This window comes from Tistrella sp., assembly GCF_002684955.1.
Classification (GTDB): Bacteria; Pseudomonadota; Alphaproteobacteria; order Tistrellales; family Tistrellaceae; genus Tistrella; species Tistrella mobilis.
The window spans coordinates 1-24,609 of sequence record NZ_NYWI01000082.1; the positions used below are offsets into that span (position 1 = coordinate 1).

Here is a 24,609-nt window from a genome sequence, read left to right on the forward strand (position 1 = left end):
CCTTCATGCCGAGGTGCGATACAGCAATCTCGGTATGTGGTTGGGCGCTGGCGTTCTGACCTTCGTTCTGATCGCAGCCTGCTTCTGTGCCTATATAGGACGTGGCGAGGTTGCGATCGCGATCGCAGGGTTGGGTGTAGCGGGTGTGGTCAGTGCGTTCATTCGGGGAAAAGAATCGCACCGTTCGGATCAAAACGAAAAACCCTGATCAATATCATTGCACTGACAGAGATGGTCGTGCTTGCTGCACCGGAGGGCGGTTCCCCGTAGGAGCCGCCCTTTCTGATGTCGCCGTGACTTTCAGACGCCGGGCTGATTTTCTGTTGCCCAGGGCATGACGTGGCCCAATTCCAGACGCAGCAGATAGGCCGGCAGCATGTGGAGCGGAAAGCCTTCGGCTTCGAGTTGCTTCGGATCTGCCGTCTCTGAACGGACGATCTGAGCGTCGACGATGTACGCAGGCGGCCCACAACGCGCTCCCCGGCGGCCTCGGCGGACCAATGTCGTGAGGTGCCGGTTTGCAAGTACTCGGATGGGGAAGGGCAGGCTTGCTGGTTTCTCACCATCCATGAAGAGGCCGTATCCGTCCTTCACGACACCATGCAGGCGCCTGTCAGATGCGTCATAGCCAGCATGGACTTCCACAGGACCAAGAGGAAGATAGGTATGGATTCGCTTGGCGATGTTGACCTCGAAATCGCCAATATAGTCGGCCTGCAGGTCCAGAGAACGAGTGTGATGGGTCATGGATCATTCCTGATCAATGGATTGAGGATGAAGGACGGGGCGGAAGAGCACCTCCTCCTTAATGGGCGGGGGGCTTATTGGCTTTATTAATGCAACAATATTCAATTATAAGTAGGGTAAAACCCATTGCGATCCGTTGAAAAACCCGGACAGCAGAAACCGCCCGGGCCTTCTTCATCTCTGAACGATATTGATCTCACCTGGCGAGATGGCGTGATCCTCACGCCGCCATCGCCAGACACCGCTCGGCGCAATGGCGGCAGGCTGCGGCGCAGACCTCCATGCCGTCCAGGTCGTTGCAGCTGCGGGCGCATTCCTGGCAGATCTCGGCGCATTCGCGGCAGACATGGCGGTGGTGGCGGGTGCCGGTCAGCATGAAATGGGCCGAGGTGCGGCAGATTTCCGCGCAGGCCATCATCAGGCGGAAATGTTCCGGTTCAGTGTGGCGGCCGCCGCTTTCCAGGCAATGGCCCATCGCCGTGCCCAGGCAGGACTGGTAGCAGGCGGGACAGGCATCGATGCAGCGCTGCATCTCAGGCGTGATCCGGGTCATCGGCGTGCTCCGTTGCAGGTTGCGGTTCGCAAGGAGCAACCTGTGGCACGGCCCTGTGTTCCGGGATCACCGCGACCGGATCACCGCCAGACCGGCAGCTCCGCCGTCAGCCGGGTCAGCAGATGGTCGAGCTGGGCGCGCTCCTCGGGGCTCAACACTGCCAGCATTTCGGCCTCGCGGGCCTGGAACAGCGGCATCAGCCGGGCATAGAGGGCGCGGCCGCTCTCGGTCAGGTGGAGGAGCGCCCGGCGGGCATCGTCCGGATCGGGGCCACGGGTGATCAGGCCCTTGGCTTCCAGCAGGGCGGCGCCGCGGCTGACATTGTTGCGCGGCTGTTCGGTGAAATCGCAGATGTCGCGTGGGTTCAGCCCGTCCTGGTGGCTGAGACAGATCAGGATCGTCCATTCCGGACGGGTCAGCCCGTGTTCCTGCTCGATCCGGCGCAGCAGCGGTGCCCGGTAGAAATTGGTCAGGAAAGCCAGGCGATAGGCCTGGCGGATCGGCACGGTGTCGAACAGGCCGAAGAGTTTCAGATCGCGGACGAGGGGAACCGTCTCCTCCATGTCGGCGGGGGTCTTCGACGGACGGGGCAAGGGCGGGCCTCCTGGTGGCAGCCTGGTCTGGCGGGGGTTTACAATTCGTCCCATATGGGAGGATTATGCTCCCCATGGCATCAGCGCTCCGCACGATAGCAGATCGGCGACCCGGCGCGAGATGCCCGACCACACAAGCCGAGCACACAAGAACGGGCCGGGCCTCTGCGCCCTGAAGCCCGCGGCGCCATGGCGCCGGAGCGGGAGGAAACCAGATGCGGAACAAGAGCAAGGCGGCCGGCGGCCGCCTGGCGGTGGTCCTGGCCGTGGTGGCGGGACTGACGGCCGTGGCCGGGCAGGCCGCGGCGGATGAGATGAAGCCGATCCGGATCGGCGTGCTGACCGACCTCGGCGGTGTTACCGCCGATGCGACCGGCAAGGGCTCGGTCGAGGCGGCGCGGCTGGCGGTCGAAGACATGGGCGGCAAGGTTGCCGGCCGCCCGGTCGAGGTGATCTCGGCCGACCATCAGCACAAGACCGATCTCGGCTCGTCGATCGCGCGTGAATGGTTCGATCAGGCCGGCGTCGACGTGATCGTCGACGTGCCCAATTCGGCCGTGGCGCTGGCGGTGCAGGAAATCGCCCGCGAAAAGAAAAAAATGGTGCTGTTCTCGGGCGCCGGCACCCCGGCGCTGACCGGCAAGTCCTGCTCGCCCTATGGCGTGCACTGGACCTACGACACCTATGCCCTGTCGAAGGGCACGGCCGGCGCGGTGGTGAAGGCCGGCGGCGACAGCTGGTTCATGATCGCCTCGGATTACGCCTTCGGCCATCAGCTCGCCCGCGATGCAGCCGCCGTTGTCACCGGCGCCGGCGGCCAGGTGGTGGGCGAGGTGTTTCATCCGCTGGCCACGCCCGATTTCTCGTCCTACCTGCTGCAGGCCCAGGCCTCGGGGGCGAAGGTGGTGGGCATCGCCAATGCCGGCGGCGATACGATCAACACCATCAAACAGGCCGGCGAATTCGGCCTGGTCGCGGGCGGCCAGAAGCTGGCGGCCCTGATCCTGATGCTGTCGGATATCCACGGGCTGGGTCTGCAGGCGGCGCAGGGCACCTATCTCACCACGCCGTCCTACTGGGATGTCGACGATCGCGCGCGGGCGCTGTCGAAACGTTATATGGAGCGGGTGGGCGCCATGCCCGGCATGCTTCAGGCCGGCGTTTATGGCGAGGTGCTGCACTATCTGAAGGCGGTGGATGCCGTGGGCGGCACCGATGCCGATGCGGTTTCGGCCAAGATGCGTGCGCTGCCGATCGACGATCCCTACAGCCGCAATGCCCGGCTGCGCGAAGATGGCCGGGTGGTGCGCGACATGTATCTGGCCCGGGTGAAGGCGCCGGCCGAATCCAAGGGGCCCTGGGACTATCTCGACATCGTGGCGACCATTCCCGGCGACCAGCTGGTCTGGCCGCTGTCGGAAAGCACCTGCCCGCTGGTGGCGAAGTGACCGAGGCCCGAGGCCACGAGATGGATCTCGCCTGCTTCCGCAGCTTTCGCTGCGGCGGCGGGCGGGTCGTCACCCGGGATGCAGCACCCGAGCGGATCAATTTCTCGGCCGACACGCCCGATTTCGTGCACGACCCCAATGGCGCGGTCTTCGCCGATCAGGCCTATGTCCAGAGTTTCGTGCCCCGCAACGCCCGGCCCGGTGCGCTGCCGCTGGTGCTGGTCCACGGCGGCGCGCTGACCGGATCGATGTGGGAGACGACGCCCGACGGTCGGCCCGGCTGGTTGACCCGTTTCGTTCAGGCGGGGTTCACCACCCATGTCGTCGACGGGGTGGAGCGCGGCCGCGCCGGGTGGTGTGCGGTGGAGGGGCACTGGGCCGGCCGTGCGATCATGCGCACCGACGAACAGGCCTGGACGCTTTACCGGCTGGGGCCTGCGGCGGACATGGCGGCGCGGCGCCCCTTTCCGGGGCAGCGTTTCCCGATGACGGGCTTCGATGATCTTTGCCGCAACCATGTGCCGCGCTGGCTGTCGACGGCACCGCAGGCCCTGGCAGCGTTGATCGCGGTCATCGAGACCGTCGGCCCCTGCATCCTGGTCGGGCACAGCCAAGGCGGCTGGTTCACCCATGCCGCGGCGGCGGCCAGACCGGATCTCGTCCGCGGCTGCATCGGCATCGAGCCCTCGGGGATGCCGGTGCTGCCCCAAGACTGGTCGCCCCTGGGCCCCGACGGCCGGCCGCAGCGGCGCTTGCTGATGCTGGGCGATTTCGTCGACGAGACGCCGTTCTGGTCGGATCTGGCTGCCACCACCCGCAGCCATGTGGATCAATTGAGGGCGGCCGGGGTGGAGGCGAGCCTGATGGACCTGCCGGCCATGGGCATCCGCGGCAATTCGCACATGCCGATGATGGATGACAATTCCGATGCGCTCGCCGATCTGCTGATCGGCTGGATCATCGCCTGAGACCAGGCGGCGCAATCTCCGGGTGAATGCCCCGGCAGGAATTTGTGCGCTGCGATGCGACGATATGTTGCGGCGCACAAAAATTCTTCTTTCATTTCAAGGACCTGTATCAGATCTCACCCCGACCAAGGTCGGGGCTGCGTCCTTCGGCCGCGCGGCGCATCGTTCCATCATCGACCGGCCTGACGGGCGATGGGGAAGATCGAAGCATCCGGGTCCGCGGGAACGGCCCTGCTTCAGGATCGGCGTCAGGCAGCGTCTTCCAACGTAGAAAACGTCTGAGCAACGCCACGTTGCAGGGAGGATATATGGCCAACATATCCATGGCGGATACGGGCAAGGCCGCACCCATGACCAGCAAGGAGAAGAAGGTTATCTTCGCCTCCTCGCTGGGGACCGTGTTCGAGTGGTACGATTTCTATCTCTATGGCTCGCTCGCCGCGATCATCGCCAAACAGTTCTTTTCGGGCGTGAACGAGACGGCGGCCTACATCTTCGCGCTGCTCGCCTTCGCCGCCGGCTTCGCCGTGCGTCCCTTCGGTGCGCTGGTCTTCGGCCGCCTGGGCGACATGATCGGCCGCAAATACACCTTCCTCGTCACCATCCTGATCATGGGCGCCTCGACCTTCATCGTGGGCATCCTGCCGAATTACGCCACCATCGGCATCGCCGCACCGGTGATCCTGATCATCCTGCGCCTGCTGCAGGGCCTGGCGCTGGGCGGCGAATACGGCGGTGCGGCGACCTATGTCGCCGAACATGCCCCGAATGGCCGCCGCGGTGCCTATACCGCCTGGATTCAGACCACGGCGACGCTGGGCCTGTTCCTGTCGCTGCTGGTCATTCTGGGCTGCCGCGTGTCGATGTCGGCCGAGGCCTTCGAAAGCTGGGGCTGGCGCATTCCTTTCGTGATCTCGATCGTGCTGCTCGGCGTGTCGGTCTGGATCCGGATGATGCTGAACGAAAGCCCGGTCTTCCAGAAGATGAAGGAAGAGGGCAAGCATTCGAAGGCGCCGCTGACCGAGGCCTTCGGCAACTGGAAGAACCTCAAGATCGTCCTGCTGGCGCTGTTCGGCCTGGTCGCCGGTCAGGCGGTGGTCTGGTACACCGGCCAGTTCTATGCCCTGTTCTTCCTGCAGCAGACCCTGAAGATCGATCCCCAGGACGCCAACCTGATGATCGCGGCCGCTCTGCTGCTCGGCACGCCCTTCTTCGTGATCTTCGGCAGCCTGTCGGACCGCATTGGCCGTAAGCCGATCATCATGGTCGGCCTGGCGCTGGCGATCGTGACCTATTTCCCGATCTTCAAGGGCCTGACCCATTACGGCAACCCGGCGCTGGAACAGGCCGTGGCCAGCGCACCGATCGTGGTCTATGCCGATCCCGAGACCTGCAACTTCCAGTTCAACCCGGTCGGCACGTCCAAATTCACCAGCAGCTGCGACATCGCCAAGTCGGCCCTGGTGAAGAAGGGCGCGCCCTATAGCAACGAGGCCGCCCCCGCCGGCACCATCGCCCAGATCCGCGTCGGCGATGTGGTGATCGACAGCTACGATGCATCGGGCGCCGGGGGCAAGACCGAGGTCAACCTGCATGGCGGCGGCAGCCACGCCGCCCCGGTCGACCCGCAGTCCGCCGGCGCCGCCTTCAACAAGGCGCTTGGCGATGCCATGACCGCGGCCGGCTACCCCGCCAAGGCCGATCCGGCCCGGGTCAACCATGTGATGCTGATCGTGCTGCTGACCGTGCTGGTCATCTACGTGACCATGGTCTATGGCCCGATCGCGGCGATGCTGGTCGAGATGTTCCCGACCCGGATCCGCTATACCTCGATGTCGCTGCCCTATCACATCGGCAATGGCTGGTTCGGCGGCTTCCTGCCCACCACCAGCTTCGCCATCGTGGCCGCCACCGGCGACATCTATTCGGGCCTCTGGTACCCGATCGTGATCGCGGCGGCGACCCTGGTGATCGGCGTGCTCTTCGTCCGGGACACGAAGTCTGTGGACATCTACCAGCACGATTGAGCGACGCAACATACAGCCCAAGGGTGCGTGCTGCACCCGCGAATGGGGTATCATGGAACGGGCAGCTTCGGCTGTCCGTTTCAATTCATATGCAGACCGGCCTTGCGTCGGACAGAAACTTGCGCATGATCCTGCCTCATAAGGGTACGGCCAACGCAGCCGGATGCCCGGGACCCGAGGGGAGGGCGGGACATGTCGTATCGGATCCTGATCGCCGACGATCATCCGCTGATGCGGGCGGCACTCTGCCAGGCGGTGGCCGACAGCCTGCCCGGGGCGGAGACCATCCAGGCTTCGGAATTTTCGGGAGTCGAAACGGTGCTGGCCCGGGATGACGGCATCGACTGCGTGCTGCTGGACCTGCACATGCCGGGTATGAACGGGCTGATCGGCCTTGTGCTGCTGCGCAACGAACATCCGGCAATTCCGGTGATCGTGGTCTCGGCGATGGAGGATGCGGCCACCATCCGCCGGGCGATGCAGTACGGCGCCTCGGGCTTCGTGCCGAAATCGGCGCCGGTCGACCGGCTGGGTGCCGCGATCCGTGCGGTGATCGAGGGCCAGATCTGGCAGCCGGACACCGACGAGGCCGACACGGCCGAGGATGTCGACGTCGCCGACCGCATCGCCGGCCTGACCCCCCAGCAGCTGCGCGTGCTGGCCGGCATTGCCGAAGGCAAGCTCAACAAGCAGATCGCCTATGAAATGGGCGTGGTCGAGACCACGGTGAAGGCCCATGTGACGGTGATCCTGCGCCGCCTGGGCGTGGTGAGCCGCACCCAGGCCGCCATCCTGGCCGGCCGGCTGGCGCTGCATGCGGCGGCAGAGGCCGAGACCGCCAGCGGTTGAACAATCGGTACATGCAGGCGCAGGAATGGATATCGATGAAATCGTTGTCGCCATCGAATGGGTGGAGGACTACGTCCAGATTGTGACGGACATATCCCGTCTCAATCTATGTAATCCCTATGAAATTATGGGCGGCGTTTCGCTCGCCAATATCATTGGTTGGAGACTCTCGCGGATATGTTCTGATAAAGAATATGTTCATGTCATTGCAGATAAGGGATATATAAGGGTAAGTCTGGATCCGGATCTCTATAGCGGCCCAGAGGCATTCTATTATGCCAGAAATGGGGGTGGTGGGTTCTTTTCCGCTTGATCATTCCGCCGCTGCATCCGGATCGGCGGCCCGGCTTCTTCCCTTCGCAACCATATGCGCGATCAGCGCCCTGAGTGCGCCCGGGCGCAGCGGCTTGTAGGCGATGCGGCAGTCGGCCGCCTCGGCCGCACGCCGGACGGTGTCGCTGCGGTCGGCGGTGATGACGGCGGCGGGGAGGGTGGCGCCGAAACGGGTGCGCAGGCCGGCGAGCACGTCGAGCCCGCTCAGGCCGTGATCGAGGTGATAATCGGTCAGCACGATGTCGGGGCGGCGGTCGCCGAGGGCCGAGAGCGCCGCCTCGGCCGTGGTGCCCCAGACCACCTCGCAGGACCAGCCGCCGAGCAGGGCGGTCATGGCTTCCGCGATCGCGGGCTCGTTTTCGATGCACAGCACCAGCGTACCGTCGAAGCCGCCGCCGCGGGTCTCTGGTGCCACGCGCCGCGCCAGGGCGCGGCTTTCGCTCACCGGCAGCTCTACAGAGAAGCAGCTGCCGCGGCCGGGGGTGGAGCGGAGCCCGACCCGGTGGCCGAGGATCGCCGCCAGCCGCTCGACGATCGACAGGCCCAGCCCCAGCCCCTTGTCGCGGTCCCCCGGCCCGCCATCGAGCTGGCGGAATTCCTGGAAGATCTCGGCCTGTTTTTCGGCCGGGATCCCGGGGCCGGTGTCGTGGACCTCGATCCGCAGCCGGTCGCCCAGCCGCCGGCAACCGACCAGAACCCGGCCACTGCGGGTATAGCGCAGCGCATTGCCGATCAGGTTCTGCAAAATCCGGCGCAGCAGCACGGCATCGGTTTCGACGGTCACCGAGCAGGGCACGTGCACCAGTTTCAGCCCGTGGCGGGCGGCGACCACCGCCATTTCGCCCATCAGCGGCCGCAGCACCTCGTCGACCACCACCGCGCCGCGGCTGGGCTTGACCACGCCGGTGTCGAGCCGGGTGATGTCGAGCAGGTCGCCCAGCAGTTGTTCGACCGAGCGGAGCGCCGCATCGGCCTGGCCGACCAGCGGGTCGTTGCTGCGGTCGCGGGCGGCGGAAATGAACAGCCGGGCGGCGTGCAGGGGCTGCAGCAGATCGTGGCTGACCGCCGCCAGCAGGCGGGTCTTGGCACGGTTGGCCCGGTCGGCCTCGGCCTTGGCATCGGCAAGATCGGCGGTGCGTTCGGCGATGCCGCGCTCCAGCCCCTCATTGGCTTCGCGCAGCGCTTCGGCCGCGCGGTGACGCTCGGTCACATCGTTGAAAACGGCGACGAAACCGCCATCGGGCAGCGGGTTGGAGGTAACCTCCAGCACCGTGCCGTCGGGGCGGATCCGCTGATACATGTCGGGCCGGCCGCGCAGATCCGGGTCGGACCGGCGCAGCAGGGTGACGATCTCGCGGTCATGGCTGAACTCGCCACGGGCATGGAGATGGTCGACGATGTCGGACAAGGGCGTGCCGACGGTGATCAGGCTTTCCGGCACGTCGAGCATGTCGAGGAAGCGCCGGTTCCAGACCAGGATCCGGAAGTCGCGATCGAAGGCGCAGATGCCCTTGCCGACATTCTCGATGGTCGAGCGCAGCAGGGTGTGCTGATCCAGAATGGCGCGCGAGGCCTCGTCGATGATGCTGCGGGCATCGGAACGGGACAGACGTCGGTCTGCGAGCAGGCTGGCCACCACCACCCGGGCCGAGGCCGAGCCGATGGCGCCGGCCAGCAGCCATTCGGTCGCCTGCACCGCTTCCTGGTCGATGCGCAGCGGCGGCGCGGCGTCGAAGCCGTCGGTATGAGGGTTGCGGGCCTGGGCGAGGTCGGCAAAGGCGGCGTCGGCGCGGGTGCGGCCGACATAGCGTGCGGCCAGTTCGTGCAGATCGGCCAGGGTCGCGCCGCGCGGATGCACCCGCCGTTCGCCCAGCTCGTGGCGCATGGAGACGAAACGTTCCGCCTGCCGCGCCTCCAGATCTGACTGGCGGGTGAACCGCGACACCGCCAGCAGCACCACGAGATTGAGCGCCAGGCTGGCCAGCGCCCCGCCCGAGAGCACGTCCAGATCATGCACGCTGGTGATGTCGTCGATGCTGATCCAGCCGGGCCGCAACAGAAGATCGTGCAGCAGGCTGCCGGCGACCACACCGGCCTCGGCGAAGGACGGCAACAGCACGGTGGCGACCCAGGCGGCGAAGCCTGCGACCAGACCGGCGATGGCGCCGGCCTTGGTGACCTGGCGGAAGAACAGGCCGAGCAGCAGGGGCGGCGCGAATTGCGCGACGCCGGCAAAAGACACCAGGCCGAAGGTGACCAGCGGGAAGGTGCTGCCGAGCAGCAGGTAGTTGATATAGGCGAGCGCCAGGATGCCGATCACCGCCAGCCGGCGGGCCAGAAGCAGCATGCGGGTGGGGTTGTCCCTGAGCCGGCGGGAGCCGGGGCGCAGCGCCATCAGCGCCGGCACGATCAGATCGTTGCAGACCATGGTGCTGAGGGCGACCGCGCCGACCACGATCATGCCGGTGGCGGCCGACAGCCCGCCGATGAAGGCGAGCAGGGCGAGGCCCGGCTCTCCCATCGCCAGCGGCACGGTCACCAGGAAGGTGTCGGCATTCATGTCGGCGCCGGCGAAGAGCAGCAGGCCGGCCATGGCGACCGGCACCACGAACAGGTTGATCGCGATCAGATAGGCCGGGAACAGCCAGGCCGCGGTGCGGATGTCGCCGACATGGGGATTCTCCACAACCGCGACATGAAACTGGCGCGGCAGGCAGAGGATGGCGAAGCCCGACAGAAGGGTCATCGCCCACCAGCTGAGCCCGAGCCGCGGTTCCAGCATATGGGCGAGCGCCGGGTCGGCAAGCGCGGTGCCGACCAGAGAGACCGGCCCGCCCGCCACCACCACGGTGATCGCGGCGCCGACGATCAGGGCGGCGGCCAGCTTGACCAGGGATTCGGCCGAAATCGCGCTCATCAGCCCGGGGTGATGCTCGTTGGCATGGATGGTGCGCACGCCGAAGAGAATGGCGAAGGCGGCCATGATCACGGTGACCAGCAGGGTGGTCCGCCCGGGCAGGTCGGGCATGACCGTGCCGGCGAAGGGGTTGCCGGCCAGGGCCTCGAAACTGATGGTGATCGCCTTGAGCTGCAGGGCGAAATAGGGCAGCACCACGACCACCGCGATCGCGGTGACCAGCGCCGCCAGCACCCGGCTTTTGCCGTAACGCGCCGAGATGAAATCGGAAATCGACACGACGTTCTCGGCCTTGGCCACCCGTACCATCTTGGCGAGGACCGGCCAGCCGAGACCGATCATCAGGATCGGGCCGACATAGATCGACAGGAAATCGAAGCCGCCGGTGGCCGCGCGGCCGATGGCGCCATAGAAGGTCCACGAGGTGCAGTAGACCGCAAGGCTGAGGGCGTAGAGCAGGGGCGCGCGACGTGCGGCCGTGCCGCCGCGGCGCTCCGCCACCCGATCGCCCTGCCAGGCGATGGCGAACAGGACGGCGAGATAGCCCAGCGACAGGGCGAGCACGAGCCAGCTGTCCATGATCCGCCGCGGGCGGCCTCCTCCCCCTCACATATCCGGTCCGGCATCTGACGTCCGGGTTTATGGGGCAGTGTCCCGCGACCGCTGTCCGCGATCAAGCCTGCTACCGCCTTGCGGTCACCACCCGGTTGCGGCCGGCGGCCTTGGCGGCATAAAGCGCACGATCGGCCAGGGCGATCAGCTCGGCGCGGGCGATGTCGTCCCGGCCCGAGCCGGGCGGGCAGGGACCGAGCCCGATACTGATCGTGACCGGCGCCGGCAGATCCCGCAATCGGGCGATGTCGCAACGCAGCCGTTCCGCCAGCGCGTATCCGGCCTCGGGGTCGGTCTCGGGCAGCAGAACGGCAAACTCCTCGCCGCCATGACGGGCGACGATGCCGTTCTCGCCCAGGCTTCCGGTCATCGCGGCGGCGACCCGCGACAGGGCGGCATCCCCCGCCGGATGGCCGAAGCGATCGTTGAAGGCCTTGAAATGATCGATGTCGATCAGCAGCAGACACAGCGACCGGCCGGTGGCCGCGTGACGATCGAGCGCGTTTTCGAACTGCGCCATAAAGGCGCGCCGGTTGGCGAGACCGGTCAGCGGATCGGTGGCGGCCAGCCGCTCCAGCCGGTGATTGGCCTGCTCCACTTCGGTCTGGCGGCCATTCTTGCGGATATGGCGCTTCTCGATCCGATAGTCGGTGCGCTCGCCGCGCAGGACAGCCCGCAACAGGGCCAGATCGGACTGGAGATGATCGGGGTCCGTGATCTGCTGGAAATCGATCGCCAGCAGCTCGGTCTCGTCATATCCGCAGATCCGGCACAAGGCGCGGTTGACCTTGAGAAAGCGACCATCCGGGGCGACCAGGGCCATGCCGATCGGCGCCTGATCGAAGGCGGTGCCGAACAGCCGTGCCGCCGTATCCAGCCGCTTCTCGGCCAGCAGCCGGTCCCGTTCCGCAAGGTCCCGCTCGACGACCCGGCCGAGTGCGGTTGCCATCATCTCGAGGAATTCGACCTCGCCGCTGCCGAATCCCTCGGGCCGGGGTCGCGCGTCCATGAAGGCGAGCGTGCCATAGATCCGCTCTTTCACCCAGACCGGGGCGGCGATGTAGGCCCAGAATGCGCCGGCCGGTATCGATGAAGTCGGCATAGGCGATGTCCGGCGCGGCATGCGCCGTCACCAGCACGCGATGGAGTTCGCGCAGCCGCATCGCCTGGACGCCAGGTCGGTCTTCCGCGTCGGGGTTGACCCGTTTCACCACGGTCATCATCCTCCACAGACACCGTAACAAACGAAGCCTAACACGGCTGCGGTGAAAGATCCGTTCATGCGGGCCGATGCCATTCCGGCCGCATGCCTCAGAGGAGACCATCCATGAGTTTCGACGGCCGCATCGCCCTCGTTACCGGCGCCGGATCCGGCATCGGTGCCGCCATTGCCCGCCGGCTTGGCGCGGGCGGCGCCCGGGTCGCGCTTGCCGACCTGAAGGCGGATGCGGCCGAAGCCCTGGCAGCGGAGTTGCGCGATGCCGATGTCGAGGCGGCCGCCTTTGCCGTCGACGTGGCCGACCCCGATGCGGTGGCAGGTCTGGTCGCCGATGTCGTGACCCGCTTCGGCGGCCTGCATCTCGCGGTCAACAATGCCGGCATCGGCGGGGCCGAAGGACCGGTCGGGGACTACAGCATCGCCGGCTGGCGCCGGGTGATCGACGTCAACCTGAACGGGGTCTTCTATGCCATGCATGCCGAGATCCCGGCCATGCTGGCGGCCGGCGGCGGGGCCATCGTCAACATGGCCTCGATCCTGGGGCTGAACGGCTTTGCCGGATCGGCCGCCTATGTCGCCGCCAAGCATGGGGTGATCGGGCTGACCAAGACGGCGGCAGTCGAATATTCGGCGCAGGGCGTGCGGGTGAACGCGGTCTGCCCCGGCTTCATCGACACGCCGTTGATCGCCCATGTCGAGCCCGAGGCGCGCCGGCATCTGGTCAGGCAGCATCCGATCGGCCGGCTGGGCACGCCGGAGGAAGTGGCGGCGCTCGCCTGCTTCCTGCTGTCCGACGAGGCCGGCTTCGTCACCGGCAGCGCCCATCTGGTCGATGGCGGCTGGTCGGCGGTCTGACAAGGCTTTGGTTGGTCAGCTGCGGTGGATGGGATCGATCCACTTCACCGCTTCCGGCTTTTCCACCGGCTCGATGTCGAGATTGACCACCACCGGCTCCTGGTCCGAGCGCACGAGCACGCATTCCAGCGGCTCGTCGGCCGCGGCGTTGATTTCCTGGTGGGGCACATAGGGCGGCACATAGATGAAGTCGCCGGGCCCCGCCTCGGCGGTGAACTGCAGCCGGTCGCCCCAGCGCATGCGGGCGCGGCCGCGGACGACATAGATCACGCTTTCCAACGCGCCGTGATGATGGGCGCCGGTCTTGGCGTCGGGCTGGATGGTGACGGTGCCGGCCCAGATCTTGTTGGCACCGGTGCGGGCATTGTTGATGGCGGTGGCGCGCGACATGCCCGGCGTCTGGGCGGTGTTCGGGTCCAGCTGATCGCCGGCGATCACCTGCACGCCGGTATGGCGCCAGTCGTCGCCAGAGCCGTGATTCGGGCCGTGATCATGATCGTGGGGGGCGCTCATTCGTGCTGCCTTTCGTGAGGCGAGGGGAAACGGCGTCGGGATCACGGGATGGCGGCAAGGGCCGTATCTGCCCGGTCCCGATCGTGGACGGTGGCAAGGGCCGCCGCCGCATGGGCATGGGCCCTGATCGCGGCGGCGCGGGCGACATCGGCATCTGCCTCGTTCTGCGCATTGCGCACGATCGCCTCCAGCACCTGCAGCAGATGACAGGAAACCTCGACAGCATCGGCGCCGCAACGGGCGATGCGCATCAGGGCCCGATCGAGAACCAGATCCAGCGGCAGCGGCGGCAGCACCACATGGGCCGCACCGGGCCCCAGCCTTTCGGTATCGGCGGGGGCATCGGCATCGGCGGGCCGGGCGACCAGCCCGGTCAGCAGGGATTCCAGCCGGTCCAGGCAGATGATGGCCGTCTCCGGATCGTTGATGCCGGGCGACAGCGCCCGACAGGCGGTTTCGCACAGCAGTTCCAGGCAGAGCAGGGGGTCCTGTTCTTCGGTGCGGTCGCGGCCGATGTCGAAACAGCCGATCAGGATGTCGCGAAGGGCATCGTCGATCGGGCGGCCGTCATGGGTGCGGATCATCGCCATCGGCTTCTGCGGGTGCATGGCGGTGCCCGGCCTGTGGCAGATGATGACCGACAGCCGGTGCGCCTCGGCCGTGCCGGCCAGACGGGCAACGTCGATCAGACGCAGATGGCCGGTCAGGCGCGGATAGAGCGGCACCAGACCTGGCCCGCTCAGCGCCGGCATGGCCGCGGGCCTGAGGCGCAGGCCGTAGGCGGGGGATGCCCGATAGGTTTCGATCGCCTGGTCGCCGGTGCGGAAGATGCGATCGATCATGCTCGACAGCTTCAGCAGGTCGGCGATGTGGTGGAACCAGAGCACCATGCGGTAGAGGGCGAGGCAGAGCGTGAGCAGCCCGCCCGCGCCGATCAGCAGCCGCGCACCGTCGCCGTCGCGGCCGAGACCCAGAACCACCACGCCCGTCACCGCATAGACGAAGCCGCCGATGAAGGCGGCCAGCGCCCGATGGGTCATGCGGTCGGACATCAGCCCCGGCAGGGCCCTGGGTGAGGCCTGGCCGGCGGCGGCGTTCAGCACCACCATCAGCACCGACAGCGTGACGGTGGCGATGGTGAGCAGGCTGCCGCCGCCCATCTTCAGCAGTTCGACGATGGTGTCCTTGTCGGGAATCGGCAGATCGTCCATGCCCGACAGCAGCGGCCCGCCGATGATGGCAAGCACCACCCAGAAGCCCGCAAGTGCCGAGGCCAGGGCCGGCTGGAACCACAGCGTCTGGCGCAGCCGTGTCCAGATCCGCTGGCGCAGACCCTCCATCATCTTGCGGTTCCCGCCTCCGGTGCTGTCGTGCTGCCCGATGATAGCGCATCGCCCGGACATGGGAACAGGCGCACCGGCCGGTCGCGTGCGGCGGGTGCCAGATCGAACAGGCTGCGGCAGCTGCCGGCGATGCAGATCTCGTGCGGCCCGGTCATGGTGGAATTGGCGAGCGTCAGCGCATCCTGCGGCGGCAGATGCGGGGTGTAGACCCAGTGGCCGTCGATCAGCCGGGCATCATCGGGCGGTTCCATGCCGGCGCCGCTGCCCTCTATGGCAGCCTCTCCGGCATGCAGGCGGCCGTCCCGGCCGATGATCCAGTCCTCGCGCCAGCGGATGCGCTCCACCGAATGGGTCCAGGCGAGGGTGAAGCGATCGAGCGCGGCATCGGGATCGGCCGGCAGACGGGTGAGCGGCGGGCCGCCCGCGGCCAGTGCGATGCACAGGCCGAGGGCGGCAGCGGTGGTCATGATGCAGCACGCCGCGCCATGCGGCGGCGCAGCAGATGCTGGCCGACGACCAGGGCGGCGAGGGCGAGACCCAGTTCATCGGTGACCGGCAGGGCCGCAACCAGCATGAAGGCGGCGACGGCGGCGAGCAGCCGTTCCCACCAGGCAAGCGGCCCGGCCAGGAAGCCGATGCTGGCGGCCCCCCACAGCCCCATCGAGATCACCGCCTTGAGCACGATATAGCCGACCGCCGGCCAGTAGCCGATCGCCTGGGCCATCGGACCGCCATCCTGAAGCATCAGCGCCGGGGTGTAGACCGCCATGAACGGCACCACGAAACCGGCGATGGCGATGCGCAGACAGTTCACGCCGATCTTCAGCCCGCTGGCCTTGGCAATGGGCGAGGCCGCGAACGCCGCCAGCGCCACCGGTGGCGTCAGATCGGCCATGATGCCGAAATAGAACACGAACATGTGGCTGACGATCAGCGGCACGCCCAGTTCCAGCAGTGCCGGCCCCACCAGCGACGAGGTGATGATGTAGTTGGGGATGGTCGGAATGCCCATGCCCAGCACCAGGCAGGTGAGCATGGTCAGCACCAGCGACAGGAACAGGCTCTGATCGCCGACTTCGATGATCACCCGGGCGAAGTTGGTGGCGAGGCCGGTCAGGGTCATCACGCCGATGATCGTGCCGACCAGCGCGCAGGCGATGCCGACGCCCAGGGCATTGCGGGCGCCGTCGGCCAGGGCCTGGACCATCATGTCGACCGTGGAGCGGAGCCCCTTGATCGCCAGGCAGACCACCACCAGCGCCAGGATCACCACCGCGATGACGTCGATGCCCCAGTGGAAGAAGCCGGCGGTGGCAAGGCCGATCGCCACCCAGAACAGGATGCGGAGCGGCATGGCCGGCAGCAGGCCCGAGATCGGCGCGCCCAGGATCAGCACCGCGGTCAGCGCCAGCCCCACCGTGCCCGCAAACAACGGGGTGTAGCCGGCGAAGAGCAGGTAGACCAGGATGGCCAGCGGGATGATCAGGTGCCAGCGCGCCTTCACCGCCGCCAGCGGATCCGGCAGTTCCGCGCGCGGCAGGCCGGAGAGGTTCAGGCGGCCGGCTTCCAGATGCACCATCCAGAGCACGGTGGTGAAATAGAGCAGGGCCGGGATCAGCGCCGCTTCGACCACGTCGATATAGGGGACGTTCAGCGTCTCGGCCATGATGAAGGCGACCGCGCCCATCACCGGCGGCATGATCTGGCCGCCCATGCTCGACGTCGCCTCCACCGCGCCGGCAAAGGCGGGGCGATAGCCGAACCGCTTCATCAGCGGGATGGTAAACTGGCCGGTGGTCACCACATTGGCGACGCCCGAGCCGTTGATCGTGCCCATCAGCGCGGAGGAGACCACCGCCACCTTGGCCGGGCCGCCGCGGGCGCCGCCGACCGTGCCCATGGCGACGTCCGAGAACAGCATGATCATGCCGGCGCGTTCCAGGAAGGCGCCGAACAGGATGAACAGGAAAATATAGGTCGACGAGACCAGGATCGGGATGCCGAAGATGCCCTCGGTGCCGAGGAACATCTGGTCGACCACCTGATCGAAACCGTAGCCGCGATGATTGAGCGGCGAGGGCAGCAGATGCCCGAAGATCGCATAGGACAGGAACAGCGCGCAGATGATCGGCAGCGCGATGCCCATCGCCCGGCGGGCGGCTTCGAAGACCAGCAGGACCATCGCGCAGCCCAGCACGATGTCGGTCATCGACGGATCGCCGGCGCGCAGCAGGATGTCGGTCTCGAAGATCCAGTGATAGAGGCCGAGCGCGAAGCCGGCGATGCCGAGGCCAAGATCGATCCAGCGCATTGCCGAGCCTTTCGGCCGGTGCGCGGCGGTGATCATGAAGCCCAGCAGCAGCAGGAAGCCGACATGGATCGAGCGGACCACCAGGCTCGACAGCGGCGTATAGGCGGCGGTGTAGATCTGGAAGGCCGAAAAGATCACGGCGACCAGAAAGATGGCCCGGCCGAGGCCCTGGGTCCGGTCGGGCAGGGGCGCATGCATCGGCCCCGCCTCGAAGCTGTGGTCCTGGAGGTGGTCATGGCCCTGATGCCGGGCCTCGTCGGCGGGCCGGACGGTCGATGCGGTCATGTGCGTGGATGTCCCGAGACAGGCGTGTCGACACGGGAAGCCGGCCGGGAACTGCATGCTTTGGCATGCATGATTCGCCGGCCGGCCGCCTCGGGTTCCGTCACTTCAGGACGCCGGCCTCGCGATAATAGGCCTCGGCACCCGGGTGGAGCGGGATGGGCAGACCCTTGGTCGCGCCATCCAGCGAGATCGCCTTGGCGGCGGCATGGGCCGCGACCATGGTGTCGAGATGGGTGAACATCTGCTTCGCCATCTCGTGGGCCAGCGCATCCGGCACCTCGGCATGGGTCACCAGGATGTTGCGGATGGCCACCGCCGGCACCGCATCGGTCTGGCCGTCATAGGTCCCGGCCGGGATTTCGGTCGCCTGATAGGCGGCATCGCCGATCTTCTCCACCACATCGGCGGGCACCGCCACGATGGTGATCGGCACGCTGGTGGCGAGGTCGCGGATCGAGGCGACACCCAGGCCGGCCGACTGCAGGGTGGCATCGATCTGACGGTTCTTCATCAGCTCGACCGATTCGCCGAAGGGCAGGTATTCCACCTTGCCCAGATCGTCATAGCTGAGACCGGCCGCCCCCAGAATGGCGCGGGCATTCAGCTCGGTGCCCGAGCGCGGCACGCCGACCGAGATGCGCTTGCCCTTCAGATCGGCGAGCGTCTTGATGCCGCTTTCCTGGCTGGCCACGATCTGAACATAGTTGGGATAGATGGCGGCGATGGCGCGCAGCTTGTCGAGCTTGCCCTTGAAGCCGGCTTCGGTGTCGCCCGCCCAGGCGAGGCCGACCGAATCACCCAGCGCGAACCCGATCTCGCCGCGGCCGGCCTGAAGCAGGTTCAGGTTTTCGACCGATGCCTTGGTGGACTGCACCGAGGTGCGGGCATCCGGAATGTTGTCGGCGTAGATCTTCGAGAGTGCCACGCCCAGCGGGTAGTACACGCCGCTGGTACCGCCGGTGAGCACGTTGACGAACTGTTCGGCCTTGGCCGCCACCGGTGCCGCAATGGTGATCGCGGCGGCCATTGCCAGCCCCGCCAGCTGTCGTGCGCCGGCGCGCTTGCCCAGAGAAATCATGGATGTCGTTACCCCCGTATTGCCGCTGTTTCCGGCATTCATCCGGCCCTCCGCCTCCCCAGGCGGAGCGTCCCGACCTCTGCGGGACCGGCCGTTGGTTCTGCCAGTTTAGCCGTGTGGGGGTGACCTGCGGCAAGCAAAAGCTGCATGTGTCGTCGGGGCAGTGGTATCGCAGAGCGTGGCGGCTCAGCGGAAGACCACCGTCTTGCTGTGATTGATCAGCACCCGCCGCTCCACGTGCCACTGCACGGCCCGGGCCAGAACCACGGTTTCGATGTCGCGGCCGATGGTCACCAGCTCTTCGGCGGTGTGGGTATGATCGACCCGTTCCACCGCCTGTTCGATGATCGGGCCCTCGTCCAGATCCGTGGTCACGTAATGGGCGGTGGCGCCGATCAGCTTCACGCCGCGGGCATGGGCCTGATGATAGGGACGGGCGCCCTTGAAGCCCGGCAGGAAGCTGTGATGGATGTTGATGCAGCGGCCGGACAGCGCCTGGCAGAGCGTCGGGCTCAGGATCTGCATGTAGCGGGCCAGCACCACCAGTTCGACATCTAGCGTGCGGATCAGGTCGAGCAGGGCGCGTTCCTGCTCCGCCTTGGTCGCGGCGGTCACCGGCAGGTGGTGGAAGGGCACGTTGTGCCAGTCGGCCAGATGGCGCAGGCTGTCGTGATTGCCCATCACGCCGGCCACCTCGATCGGCAGCAGGCCGCTGTGCCAGCGGTGCAGCAGGTCGTTCAGGCAGTGGCCCGCCTTGGTCACGCAGATCAGCACACGCGGCCGGCGGCGCAGATCGTGCAGCGTCCAGCGCATGGAGAACCGGCGTGCGACCTCGGCGAAGCGCACCCCCAGCGCACCATCGCCATCGCCCGGAACCGACAGCACCACCCGCATGAAGAAGGTCTGGGTTTCCGGGTCGCCATACTGGGCGCTCTCGTTGATGAACACGCCTTCCCCGGACAGGAAGCCGGACACGGCCGCCACAAGGCCCACGATGTCGGGGCAGGTGATGGTCAGGACGTGGGTGGGGCTGGGCACGGGCATGGCGTGGTCGGGCTCCGTTCGGGGACGGCGTGGGGCACAGGCGGTGGGGGGCAGACAAGAAAAAGGCCGGCCGCGTGTGCGGTCGGCCCCTGCTGAGACGTTCTGATGCAACGGAATTGGTGGAGCCGAGGGGGATCGAACCCCTGACCCCCTGCTTGCAAAGCAGGTGCTCTCCCAGCTGAGCTACGGCCCCGGGATTCCGTATGCGGTCGACGCGGTTTGTACTGCCTGTGGCGGCGCGTTGCAAGCGCTGATGATGCGGCCGCGCTCGCTGCTTGACCCCGCGGCCCTGACCGGGTGGAGTTGAGGGCGGATGGTCACGAATGACAACAAGCAGGACCGCCGCAGCAGAATGAGGGATCGCCCGTGGAGCAGTGGGACAAGGAATCCGCCGGAGGCCTCACCCGCGGATTGATCGCGCTCGGGATCGCGGCCGCCGCCGTGGCGCTTGCCGTGGGCAGCGGCTTGATCACGCCCGGCCCGGGGGCGGTTGCCGCCATGTTGTTCGGCCTCGGCGCCATGATCGTGGTCCTGGCCATGCTGGTCCGGCGCGAACGGTCCATCGCCCGGCGCCATCTGGCCCGCGCCGAGGCGGCGGAACGGGTTCGCCGCACAAGCGAGGCGCGCCTGCTCGACGCCCTGAATTCCATGACCGATGCCCTGCTGCTCTGCGGGCCGGACGACCGCTATCTGATCAGCAATATCCGCTATCAGGAGATCATGGGGCCCGGGGCGCCGGAACTTCGGCCGGGCATGTCCTTCGATACCTTGATGCGCGACGTGCTGGAGCGCGGCATCATTGATACGATGGGCGAGACGGCGGAGGCCTGGGGGCGGCGCCGGCGCGAGATGCGGGCCCGCGGACGCGGGCGGTTCGAGATGCGTATGGCGGACGGCCGCTGGTTGATGGTCCGGGAAAGCCCCACCCATGACGGCGGGCTGCTCTCGCTCTATTCCGACGTGACCGCGATCAAGGCGCGCGAAGCGGCGCTCGCCGCGGCCCGTGATGCGGCGGAGCGGGCCAACAAGGTGAAGACGGATTTTCTGGCCAATGTCAGCCACGAACTTCGCACGCCGCTGAACGCCGTGATCGGCTTTACCGACATGCTGCTGATGGGCTATGCGGGCCCGGTGTCGGACCGGCAGCGCGAATACATGGGCGATATCCGCGACAGCGCCACCCATCTGCTGAGCGTCATCAACGACATTCTGGATCTGAGCCGGGCCGAGGCGGCGGCCCTGCCGCTCGATCCCCGGCCGCTGGATCTGGCCCGGCTGCTGCGCTCCACCGTGCGCATGTTGCAGCCCAAGGCCGATCAGGGCGGGCTGACCCTGTCGCTCGACGTCGACCCGCCGGCCTTGCCGGCCGTGGTCGATGAAGTCCGCATCCGTCAGGTGATCGTCAACCTGCTCTCCAATGCCATCAAGTTCACCGAACCGGGTGGCTGGGTGACGATCACGGCCCGGCGGACGGTGGATGCCGGCCAGGAGGAGGGAGGGGCCGGGTGGATACGGATCGAGATCGCGGATGATGGCATCGGCATGCCCCCCGGCGAGATCGAGCGGGCTTTCGAGCCCTTCGTTCAGCTCGATGCCGGCTTCTCGCGCCGCTTCGAAGGGACAGGGCTGGGGCTGCCGCTGGCCCGCCGGCTGGTCGAGGCTCATGGCGGGCGGCTGAACCTGTTCAGCGAGCCGGGGGAGGGGACCCAGGCGGTGATCCTGCTGCCACTGCCCGCAGAGGGCGGGCGGGACGAGGACTGAGCGAAGCGGTCGTCAGCGCGAGGCGGCGCGCAGTCGCGTTGCCGGTGCCGCCTCGGGTTCGGCACTGGAGAGCGGCAGCCAGATCCGGGCTTCGGTGCCGAGCCCCGGGGCCGAATTCAGGCTCAACTGCCCGTCATGAGCCTCGACGAAACGCCGGGCGAGCGGCAGGCCAAGCCCGGCCCCTTCGTAACGGCGGGCCAGGCTGCTGTCGATCTGCACGAAGGGCTGCTGCACCCGTTCGATCTGTTCGGCGGCGATGCCGATCCCGGTATCCGCGATGCTCACTTCGATCCCGGCGATCGGGCTGCCCTCCGGATGGGGCAGGGTGGTGTTGCGCAGGCTGACGGTGATATGACCGCCGGGCGGCGTGAATTTGATCGCATTCGACAGCAGTGCATCGATCGCCCGGCGCAGCAGGCGCCGGTCGCCGCGGATCGCGCCATGCACCGGCACATCCAGCTCCAGCCGGGCCAGCGTGACATCGGCCTCGCGGGCGGCGCGTTCGGCGTCGGTAACTGCCCCTGCGACCAGCCGGTCCAGGTCCAGCGGTGCCGCCTTCAGCCCGTCGCGATCGGCCCGCACCATTTCCAGGATGTCGTCGATCAGCGACAGCAGACGGTTGCCGCCGTCGCGGACATGGCCCAGATATTCGCGCTGCCGATCGTTCAGCGGGCCTGCCGCCCCCTGCATGACCATGTCGGTGAAACCGATGACGGCGTTGAGCGGCGTCTTGAACTCATGGCTCATATTGGCCAGGAATTCGGTCTTGGCGCGGCTGGCCGCCTCGGCGGCATGCATGGCGGTTGCAAGGTCGCGCTCGCGCCGCTTCAGCGGCGTGATGTCGGACATCACGAAGACCATGCCGCCATCGGCGGTGGCGCGGCGGCTGATCCGCAGCCAGTGGTCACCGGCCAGATGCAGTTCGTGATCGCGGTCCAGAGGCTGCGGATCAAGCGGGTCGATCTCGGCCCCGGATCCGGCTGCGCTGGTCCGGATGTCCATCACCGCTTCAGCAAACAACTGGTCGCGCAGGGCACGGATGCGGCGGCCGGCAAAGGGCCGGCTGATGGTTGCGGGCATCAGTTCGTCGACCCGGCGGTTGGCGGTGACGATCCGGCCGTCGGCCGTGGCGATCAGCAGGCCGTCGGACATCGCGCTCATCGCATTCGACAGCATCTGTTCGGCGGCCAGGGCCTCGCGGCGGGCGCGGGTGGCCTCTTCGCGACGCTGGCTTTCCCGCCTCACGGCCCCGGTCAGCAGCACGACCAGAAAGCCGCCGACCAGGATCAGGGCGGTAAGCGGCAGGGCGATCCAGTACCAGAGCGATCTGAGGCGCACCTCGAGTGCTGCAAGGCTGCGATTGCTGTCGAGCAGAAGTGCCACCGAGGCGTCGTAGGCCTTCGCCCGCAGGGCTTCGATGCTGCGCCCGAGTGCTGCGATGGCCTCGGCATCGTCCGAGGTCTCGACGATGCCCACATCCAGAAGGGTGATGCGGATGGTGAAGACCAGATCCTTGATGTCCGGACGTCCGGCCAGCGCGTCGGCGACGATGCCCTCGCGGAACAGGCTGAGCCGGCTCTCGACGATGTCGGCGCGCAGCAACAGCTCGTCGAGCGCATCCTGGCTGCGCTCGAAGCGGTAATGAGTATAGGCGTCGGCCATGCGCAGTGTTTCGAATTCCAGCTGCACCACGGCCCAGTCGCGCTCGCTCCGCTCCGTCGCCCTCAGCCGGGTTTCGGACACCAGCTGGGCCACGGTCCAGCCGATGGTCGCGACCAGGATCACGATCACCGCGCCGAGCGCGCCTGCCAGGCGTTTCGAGGTGAGAAGGCGTCGCATGCCGGTGGCCGATCCGGTTGGGGAGACTGGAAGTCGGGTCAGTTGAAGGTGATCTGCTTGAGCTGCCAGACCATGCGCGACTGCATCTCGTGCCGCTCCACCTCGGTCATGCCCTTCATGTCGTCGAGCGGAAAGACGATCCAGAGCGGGCCGCGCTCACGCACCGACATCTGTTTGCCGTTGGTGAGGTCGGCGATGAGGGCGCCCCGCGACATCGCGTCGGCCAGATCGAACGTATAGGAATAGTCGTTCAGGGCCCGGGCCGTGATCCTGGTGCCGGTGGCCCCGAGGCGCGCCACCAGATCGGCCAGCAATACCCCTTCGAAGCGTTGCGCGCCTTCCGTCCAGGGGGTGGTCGTCTCGATGGCGGAGCGCGGCATGGCGGCAAGCATGGCGCGATCGAAGGCGGCGGAGCCTTCTGGGGTGTTGGTCACGGCGATGCTGCCGGAGACGTCGAGAATGACCTTGCCCGTGGGGGCGGCCAGTGACGAGCCTTCCGCAGCGCGGGCAGCGCCGGCAACCGGGGTGAGACCGGCGAAGGGCAGCGTGCCCGGCAGCAGCGCAGGGCTGAACAGGGTGACACCCACGACGAGGGCCGTCAGCCTGATGGTCTTTGCGGTGAACGGGCGGTTGGGTCGGGCCATCCGTCGGCTGCCTTCTGCTGAATGGGGCGTTTATCAGGGCGACCCTGGGAACCGTATTATTGCCACGCGTTGCGCATGACGGGCGCGGCGCAGGCCTTGTCGTTGCCCTACAGGCTAGCGGCCAAAGCTTAAATGAAGGTTAGCGAAAGGTGTCCGGTCCGGGCCGCGGCGGAATATCGCAGGCCGATGAACGCTGCCGATTTCGATGGCGGGGGACTCGACGACGGCGAAGATGCGCACCATATCCGCCTCACACCTCAGGGGGCGGAGAGCAGAAGGCATGATGCCGCAAAAACTGCTTGCCAGACCCGGCCGACTTCTGTAGCCTCGGAAATTGTCGCCACGCAGAAATGCGCTGAACGACACGCCGGAACAGCCGCCGAAAACGCTTCGAAAAAAGCAGTTGACGCAGCCGGACGGCGGGGGTAAAAACCGCCCCACACCGACGGGCACCGCGGACGACGCGGCGCCGGGCGGGGCTGAAAAGCCAGAGAATACAGCCTCTTAAACGAGGCAGGCCCTTAAGAGGGGCAGGCGCCTGAGGGTGCCGCGAGGCGGGAACGCTTCGTTCGGATCTTTGACATTGTGAAACGGATCGGAAGGGATGCGAGGGCGGCGGTCGTCGATCTTAGGACTTTAAGAACGACTGACCGATGAGCGCCTTGGCATC

The 24,609-nt window shown here is 67.0% G+C and carries 21 protein-coding genes and 1 tRNA gene; 8 read left to right on the forward strand and 14 right to left on the reverse strand.

All coding sequences use genetic code 11. The features are described 5' to 3' along the window. Positions 1-208: hypothetical protein (locus CMO28_RS27530; protein WP_296720104.1), on the forward strand; the 208-nt coding region annotated here is incomplete at its 5' end. A 92-nt stretch (positions 209-300) separates the two neighbouring features. On the opposite strand, the gene CMO28_RS27535 is transcribed toward CMO28_RS27530, so the two are convergent. The 3 genes from CMO28_RS27535 to CMO28_RS27545 all read right to left on the reverse strand — a co-directional run bounded on the left by CMO28_RS27535 (position 301) and on the right by CMO28_RS27545 (position 1,893). Then, positions 301-747 carry a hypothetical protein gene (locus CMO28_RS27535; protein ID WP_296720106.1) on the reverse strand — a complete coding sequence of 149 codons (447 nt, stop codon included), beginning with the start codon at positions 745-747 and terminating at the stop codon, positions 301-303. Positions 748-967: 220 nt separating this feature from the next. After that, positions 968-1,300, reverse strand: a complete 333-nt coding sequence (locus CMO28_RS27540) for a four-helix bundle copper-binding protein (RefSeq protein WP_296720108.1) — start codon at positions 1,298-1,300, stop codon at positions 968-970. Positions 1,301-1,380: 80 nt separating this feature from the next. Continuing rightward, positions 1,381-1,893, reverse strand: a complete 513-nt coding sequence (locus CMO28_RS27545; protein ID WP_296720111.1) for a MarR family winged helix-turn-helix transcriptional regulator — start codon at positions 1,891-1,893, stop codon at positions 1,381-1,383. A 215-nt stretch (positions 1,894-2,108) separates the two neighbouring features. Here CMO28_RS27545 and CMO28_RS27550 point away from each other — a divergent pair, with 215 nt between their 5' ends. The 5 genes from CMO28_RS27550 to CMO28_RS27570 all read left to right on the forward strand — a co-directional run bounded on the left by CMO28_RS27550 (position 2,109) and on the right by CMO28_RS27570 (position 7,498). Further along, entirely contained in the window at positions 2,109-3,341 is a 1,233-nt protein-coding gene (locus CMO28_RS27550) for an ABC transporter substrate-binding protein (protein WP_296720113.1), read from the forward strand. Between the two features lie 20 nt (positions 3,342-3,361). Beyond that, a complete protein-coding gene (locus CMO28_RS27555) occupies positions 3,362-4,309 on the forward strand; it encodes a hydrolase/carboxylic esterase (protein WP_296720116.1) in 948 nt (315 codons plus the stop codon). A gap of 323 nt (positions 4,310-4,632) precedes the next feature. Beyond that, on the forward strand, positions 4,633-6,336 hold the full coding sequence (locus tag CMO28_RS27560) for an MFS transporter (RefSeq protein ID WP_322111423.1): 1,704 nt from the start codon (positions 4,633-4,635) through the stop codon (positions 6,334-6,336). 192 nt (positions 6,337-6,528) lie between these two features. After that, the gene (locus tag CMO28_RS27565; protein ID WP_296720121.1) at positions 6,529-7,185 is read left to right on the forward strand and encodes a response regulator transcription factor; all 657 of its coding nucleotides are present in this window, start codon (positions 6,529-6,531) and stop codon (positions 7,183-7,185) included. Positions 7,186-7,210: 25 nt separating this feature from the next. Next, complete coding sequence (locus CMO28_RS27570; RefSeq protein WP_296720124.1) at positions 7,211-7,498, forward strand: hypothetical protein; 288 nt, start codon at positions 7,211-7,213, stop codon at positions 7,496-7,498. On the opposite strand, the gene CMO28_RS27575 is transcribed toward CMO28_RS27570, so the two are convergent. After that, positions 7,499-11,014: a PAS domain-containing hybrid sensor histidine kinase/response regulator gene (locus CMO28_RS27575; protein WP_296720125.1), complete on the reverse strand. Its 3,516-nt coding sequence runs from the start codon at positions 11,012-11,014 to the stop codon at positions 7,499-7,501. Positions 11,015-11,117: 103 nt separating this feature from the next. Beyond that, positions 11,118-12,149, reverse strand: coding sequence for a diguanylate cyclase (locus CMO28_RS27580; RefSeq protein WP_296720128.1), 1,032 nt, complete (start codon positions 12,147-12,149; stop codon positions 11,118-11,120). A gap of 225 nt (positions 12,150-12,374) precedes the next feature. Between CMO28_RS27580 and CMO28_RS27585 the strand changes: the two genes are divergently transcribed. Further along, a complete protein-coding gene (locus CMO28_RS27585) occupies positions 12,375-13,121 on the forward strand; it encodes an SDR family NAD(P)-dependent oxidoreductase (protein WP_296720131.1) in 747 nt (248 codons plus the stop codon). 15 nt (positions 13,122-13,136) lie between these two features. Here the strand turns inward: CMO28_RS27585 and CMO28_RS27590 are convergent, their stop codons facing one another. The 7 genes from CMO28_RS27590 to CMO28_RS27620 form a co-directional block, all read right to left on the reverse strand. Beyond that, positions 13,137-13,634, reverse strand: a complete 498-nt coding sequence (locus CMO28_RS27590) for a cupin domain-containing protein (protein ID WP_296720132.1) — start codon at positions 13,632-13,634, stop codon at positions 13,137-13,139. Positions 13,635-13,675: 41 nt separating this feature from the next. After that, positions 13,676-14,977 (reverse strand): DUF2254 domain-containing protein, encoded by a 1,302-nt coding sequence (locus CMO28_RS27595; RefSeq protein ID WP_296720135.1) that lies wholly within the window; start codon positions 14,975-14,977, stop codon positions 13,676-13,678. Continuing rightward, positions 14,974-15,444, reverse strand: a complete 471-nt coding sequence (locus CMO28_RS27600) for a DUF1850 domain-containing protein (RefSeq protein WP_296720137.1) — start codon at positions 15,442-15,444, stop codon at positions 14,974-14,976. Before CMO28_RS27600 ends, CMO28_RS27595 begins: the two co-directional genes overlap by 4 nt. Further along, positions 15,441-17,573 (reverse strand): TRAP transporter permease, encoded by a 2,133-nt coding sequence (locus CMO28_RS27605; RefSeq protein WP_296720140.1) that lies wholly within the window; start codon positions 17,571-17,573, stop codon positions 15,441-15,443. Before CMO28_RS27605 ends, CMO28_RS27600 begins: the two co-directional genes overlap by 4 nt. Positions 17,574-17,673: 100 nt before the next feature. After that, positions 17,674-18,651 (reverse strand): TAXI family TRAP transporter solute-binding subunit, encoded by a 978-nt coding sequence (locus CMO28_RS27610; RefSeq protein ID WP_322111424.1) that lies wholly within the window; start codon positions 18,649-18,651, stop codon positions 17,674-17,676. 186 nt (positions 18,652-18,837) lie between these two features. Continuing rightward, positions 18,838-19,695, reverse strand: a complete 858-nt coding sequence (gene purU, locus CMO28_RS27615; protein ID WP_296720145.1) for a formyltetrahydrofolate deformylase — start codon at positions 19,693-19,695, stop codon at positions 18,838-18,840. A 117-nt stretch (positions 19,696-19,812) separates the two neighbouring features. After that, positions 19,813-19,888 (reverse strand) — tRNA-Ala (locus tag CMO28_RS27620). 173 nt (positions 19,889-20,061) lie between these two features. On the opposite strand from CMO28_RS27620, the gene CMO28_RS27625 reads away from it, so the two are divergent. After that, positions 20,062-21,456 (forward strand): sensor histidine kinase, encoded by a 1,395-nt coding sequence (locus CMO28_RS27625; protein ID WP_296720148.1) that lies wholly within the window; start codon positions 20,062-20,064, stop codon positions 21,454-21,456. A gap of 12 nt (positions 21,457-21,468) precedes the next feature. Here the strand turns inward: CMO28_RS27625 and CMO28_RS27630 are convergent, their stop codons facing one another. Together CMO28_RS27630 and CMO28_RS27635 are read right to left on the reverse strand one after the other, a co-directional pair. Continuing rightward, complete coding sequence (locus CMO28_RS27630) at positions 21,469-23,295, reverse strand: sensor histidine kinase (protein ID WP_062767376.1); 1,827 nt, start codon at positions 23,293-23,295, stop codon at positions 21,469-21,471. Between the two features lie 38 nt (positions 23,296-23,333). Beyond that, on the reverse strand, positions 23,334-23,939 hold the full coding sequence (locus CMO28_RS27635) for a hypothetical protein (RefSeq protein WP_296720151.1): 606 nt from the start codon (positions 23,937-23,939) through the stop codon (positions 23,334-23,336). Positions 23,940-24,609 lie beyond the last annotated feature (670 nt).

Excerpts from the sequence above, each read along its gene's own strand:
- CMO28_RS27535 (WP_296720106.1), bottom strand. The coding sequence starts at position 747 with ATGACCCATCACACTCGTTCTCTGGACCTGCAGGCCGACTATATTGGC.
- CMO28_RS27540 (WP_296720108.1), bottom strand. The coding sequence starts at position 1,300 with ATGACCCGGATCACGCCTGAGATGCAGCGCTGCATCGATGCCTGTCCC.
- CMO28_RS27550 (WP_296720113.1), top strand. The coding sequence starts at position 2,109 with ATGCGGAACAAGAGCAAGGCGGCCGGCGGCCGCCTGGCGGTGGTCCTG.
- CMO28_RS27555 (WP_296720116.1), top strand. The coding sequence starts at position 3,362 with ATGGATCTCGCCTGCTTCCGCAGCTTTCGCTGCGGCGGCGGGCGGGTC.
- CMO28_RS27560 (WP_322111423.1), top strand. The coding sequence starts at position 4,633 with ATGGCGGATACGGGCAAGGCCGCACCCATGACCAGCAAGGAGAAGAAG.
- CMO28_RS27565 (WP_296720121.1), top strand. The coding sequence starts at position 6,529 with ATGTCGTATCGGATCCTGATCGCCGACGATCATCCGCTGATGCGGGCG.
- CMO28_RS27570 (WP_296720124.1), top strand. The coding sequence starts at position 7,211 with ATGGATATCGATGAAATCGTTGTCGCCATCGAATGGGTGGAGGACTAC.
- CMO28_RS27575 (WP_296720125.1), bottom strand. The coding sequence starts at position 11,014 with ATGGACAGCTGGCTCGTGCTCGCCCTGTCGCTGGGCTATCTCGCCGTC.
- CMO28_RS27580 (WP_296720128.1), bottom strand. The coding sequence starts at position 12,149 with ATGCCGACTTCATCGATACCGGCCGGCGCATTCTGGGCCTACATCGCC.
- CMO28_RS27585 (WP_296720131.1), top strand. The coding sequence starts at position 12,375 with ATGAGTTTCGACGGCCGCATCGCCCTCGTTACCGGCGCCGGATCCGGC.
- CMO28_RS27590 (WP_296720132.1), bottom strand. The coding sequence starts at position 13,634 with ATGAGCGCCCCCCACGATCATGATCACGGCCCGAATCACGGCTCTGGC.
- CMO28_RS27595 (WP_296720135.1), bottom strand. The coding sequence starts at position 14,977 with ATGATGGAGGGTCTGCGCCAGCGGATCTGGACACGGCTGCGCCAGACG.
- CMO28_RS27600 (WP_296720137.1), bottom strand. The coding sequence starts at position 15,444 with ATGACCACCGCTGCCGCCCTCGGCCTGTGCATCGCACTGGCCGCGGGC.
- CMO28_RS27605 (WP_296720140.1), bottom strand. The coding sequence starts at position 17,573 with ATGACCGCATCGACCGTCCGGCCCGCCGACGAGGCCCGGCATCAGGGC.
- CMO28_RS27610 (WP_322111424.1), bottom strand. The coding sequence starts at position 18,651 with ATGATTTCTCTGGGCAAGCGCGCCGGCGCACGACAGCTGGCGGGGCTG.
- purU (WP_296720145.1), bottom strand. The coding sequence starts at position 19,695 with ATGCCCGTGCCCAGCCCCACCCACGTCCTGACCATCACCTGCCCCGAC.
- CMO28_RS27630 (WP_062767376.1), bottom strand. The coding sequence starts at position 23,295 with ATGCGACGCCTTCTCACCTCGAAACGCCTGGCAGGCGCGCTCGGCGCG.
- CMO28_RS27635 (WP_296720151.1), bottom strand. The coding sequence starts at position 23,939 with ATGGCCCGACCCAACCGCCCGTTCACCGCAAAGACCATCAGGCTGACG.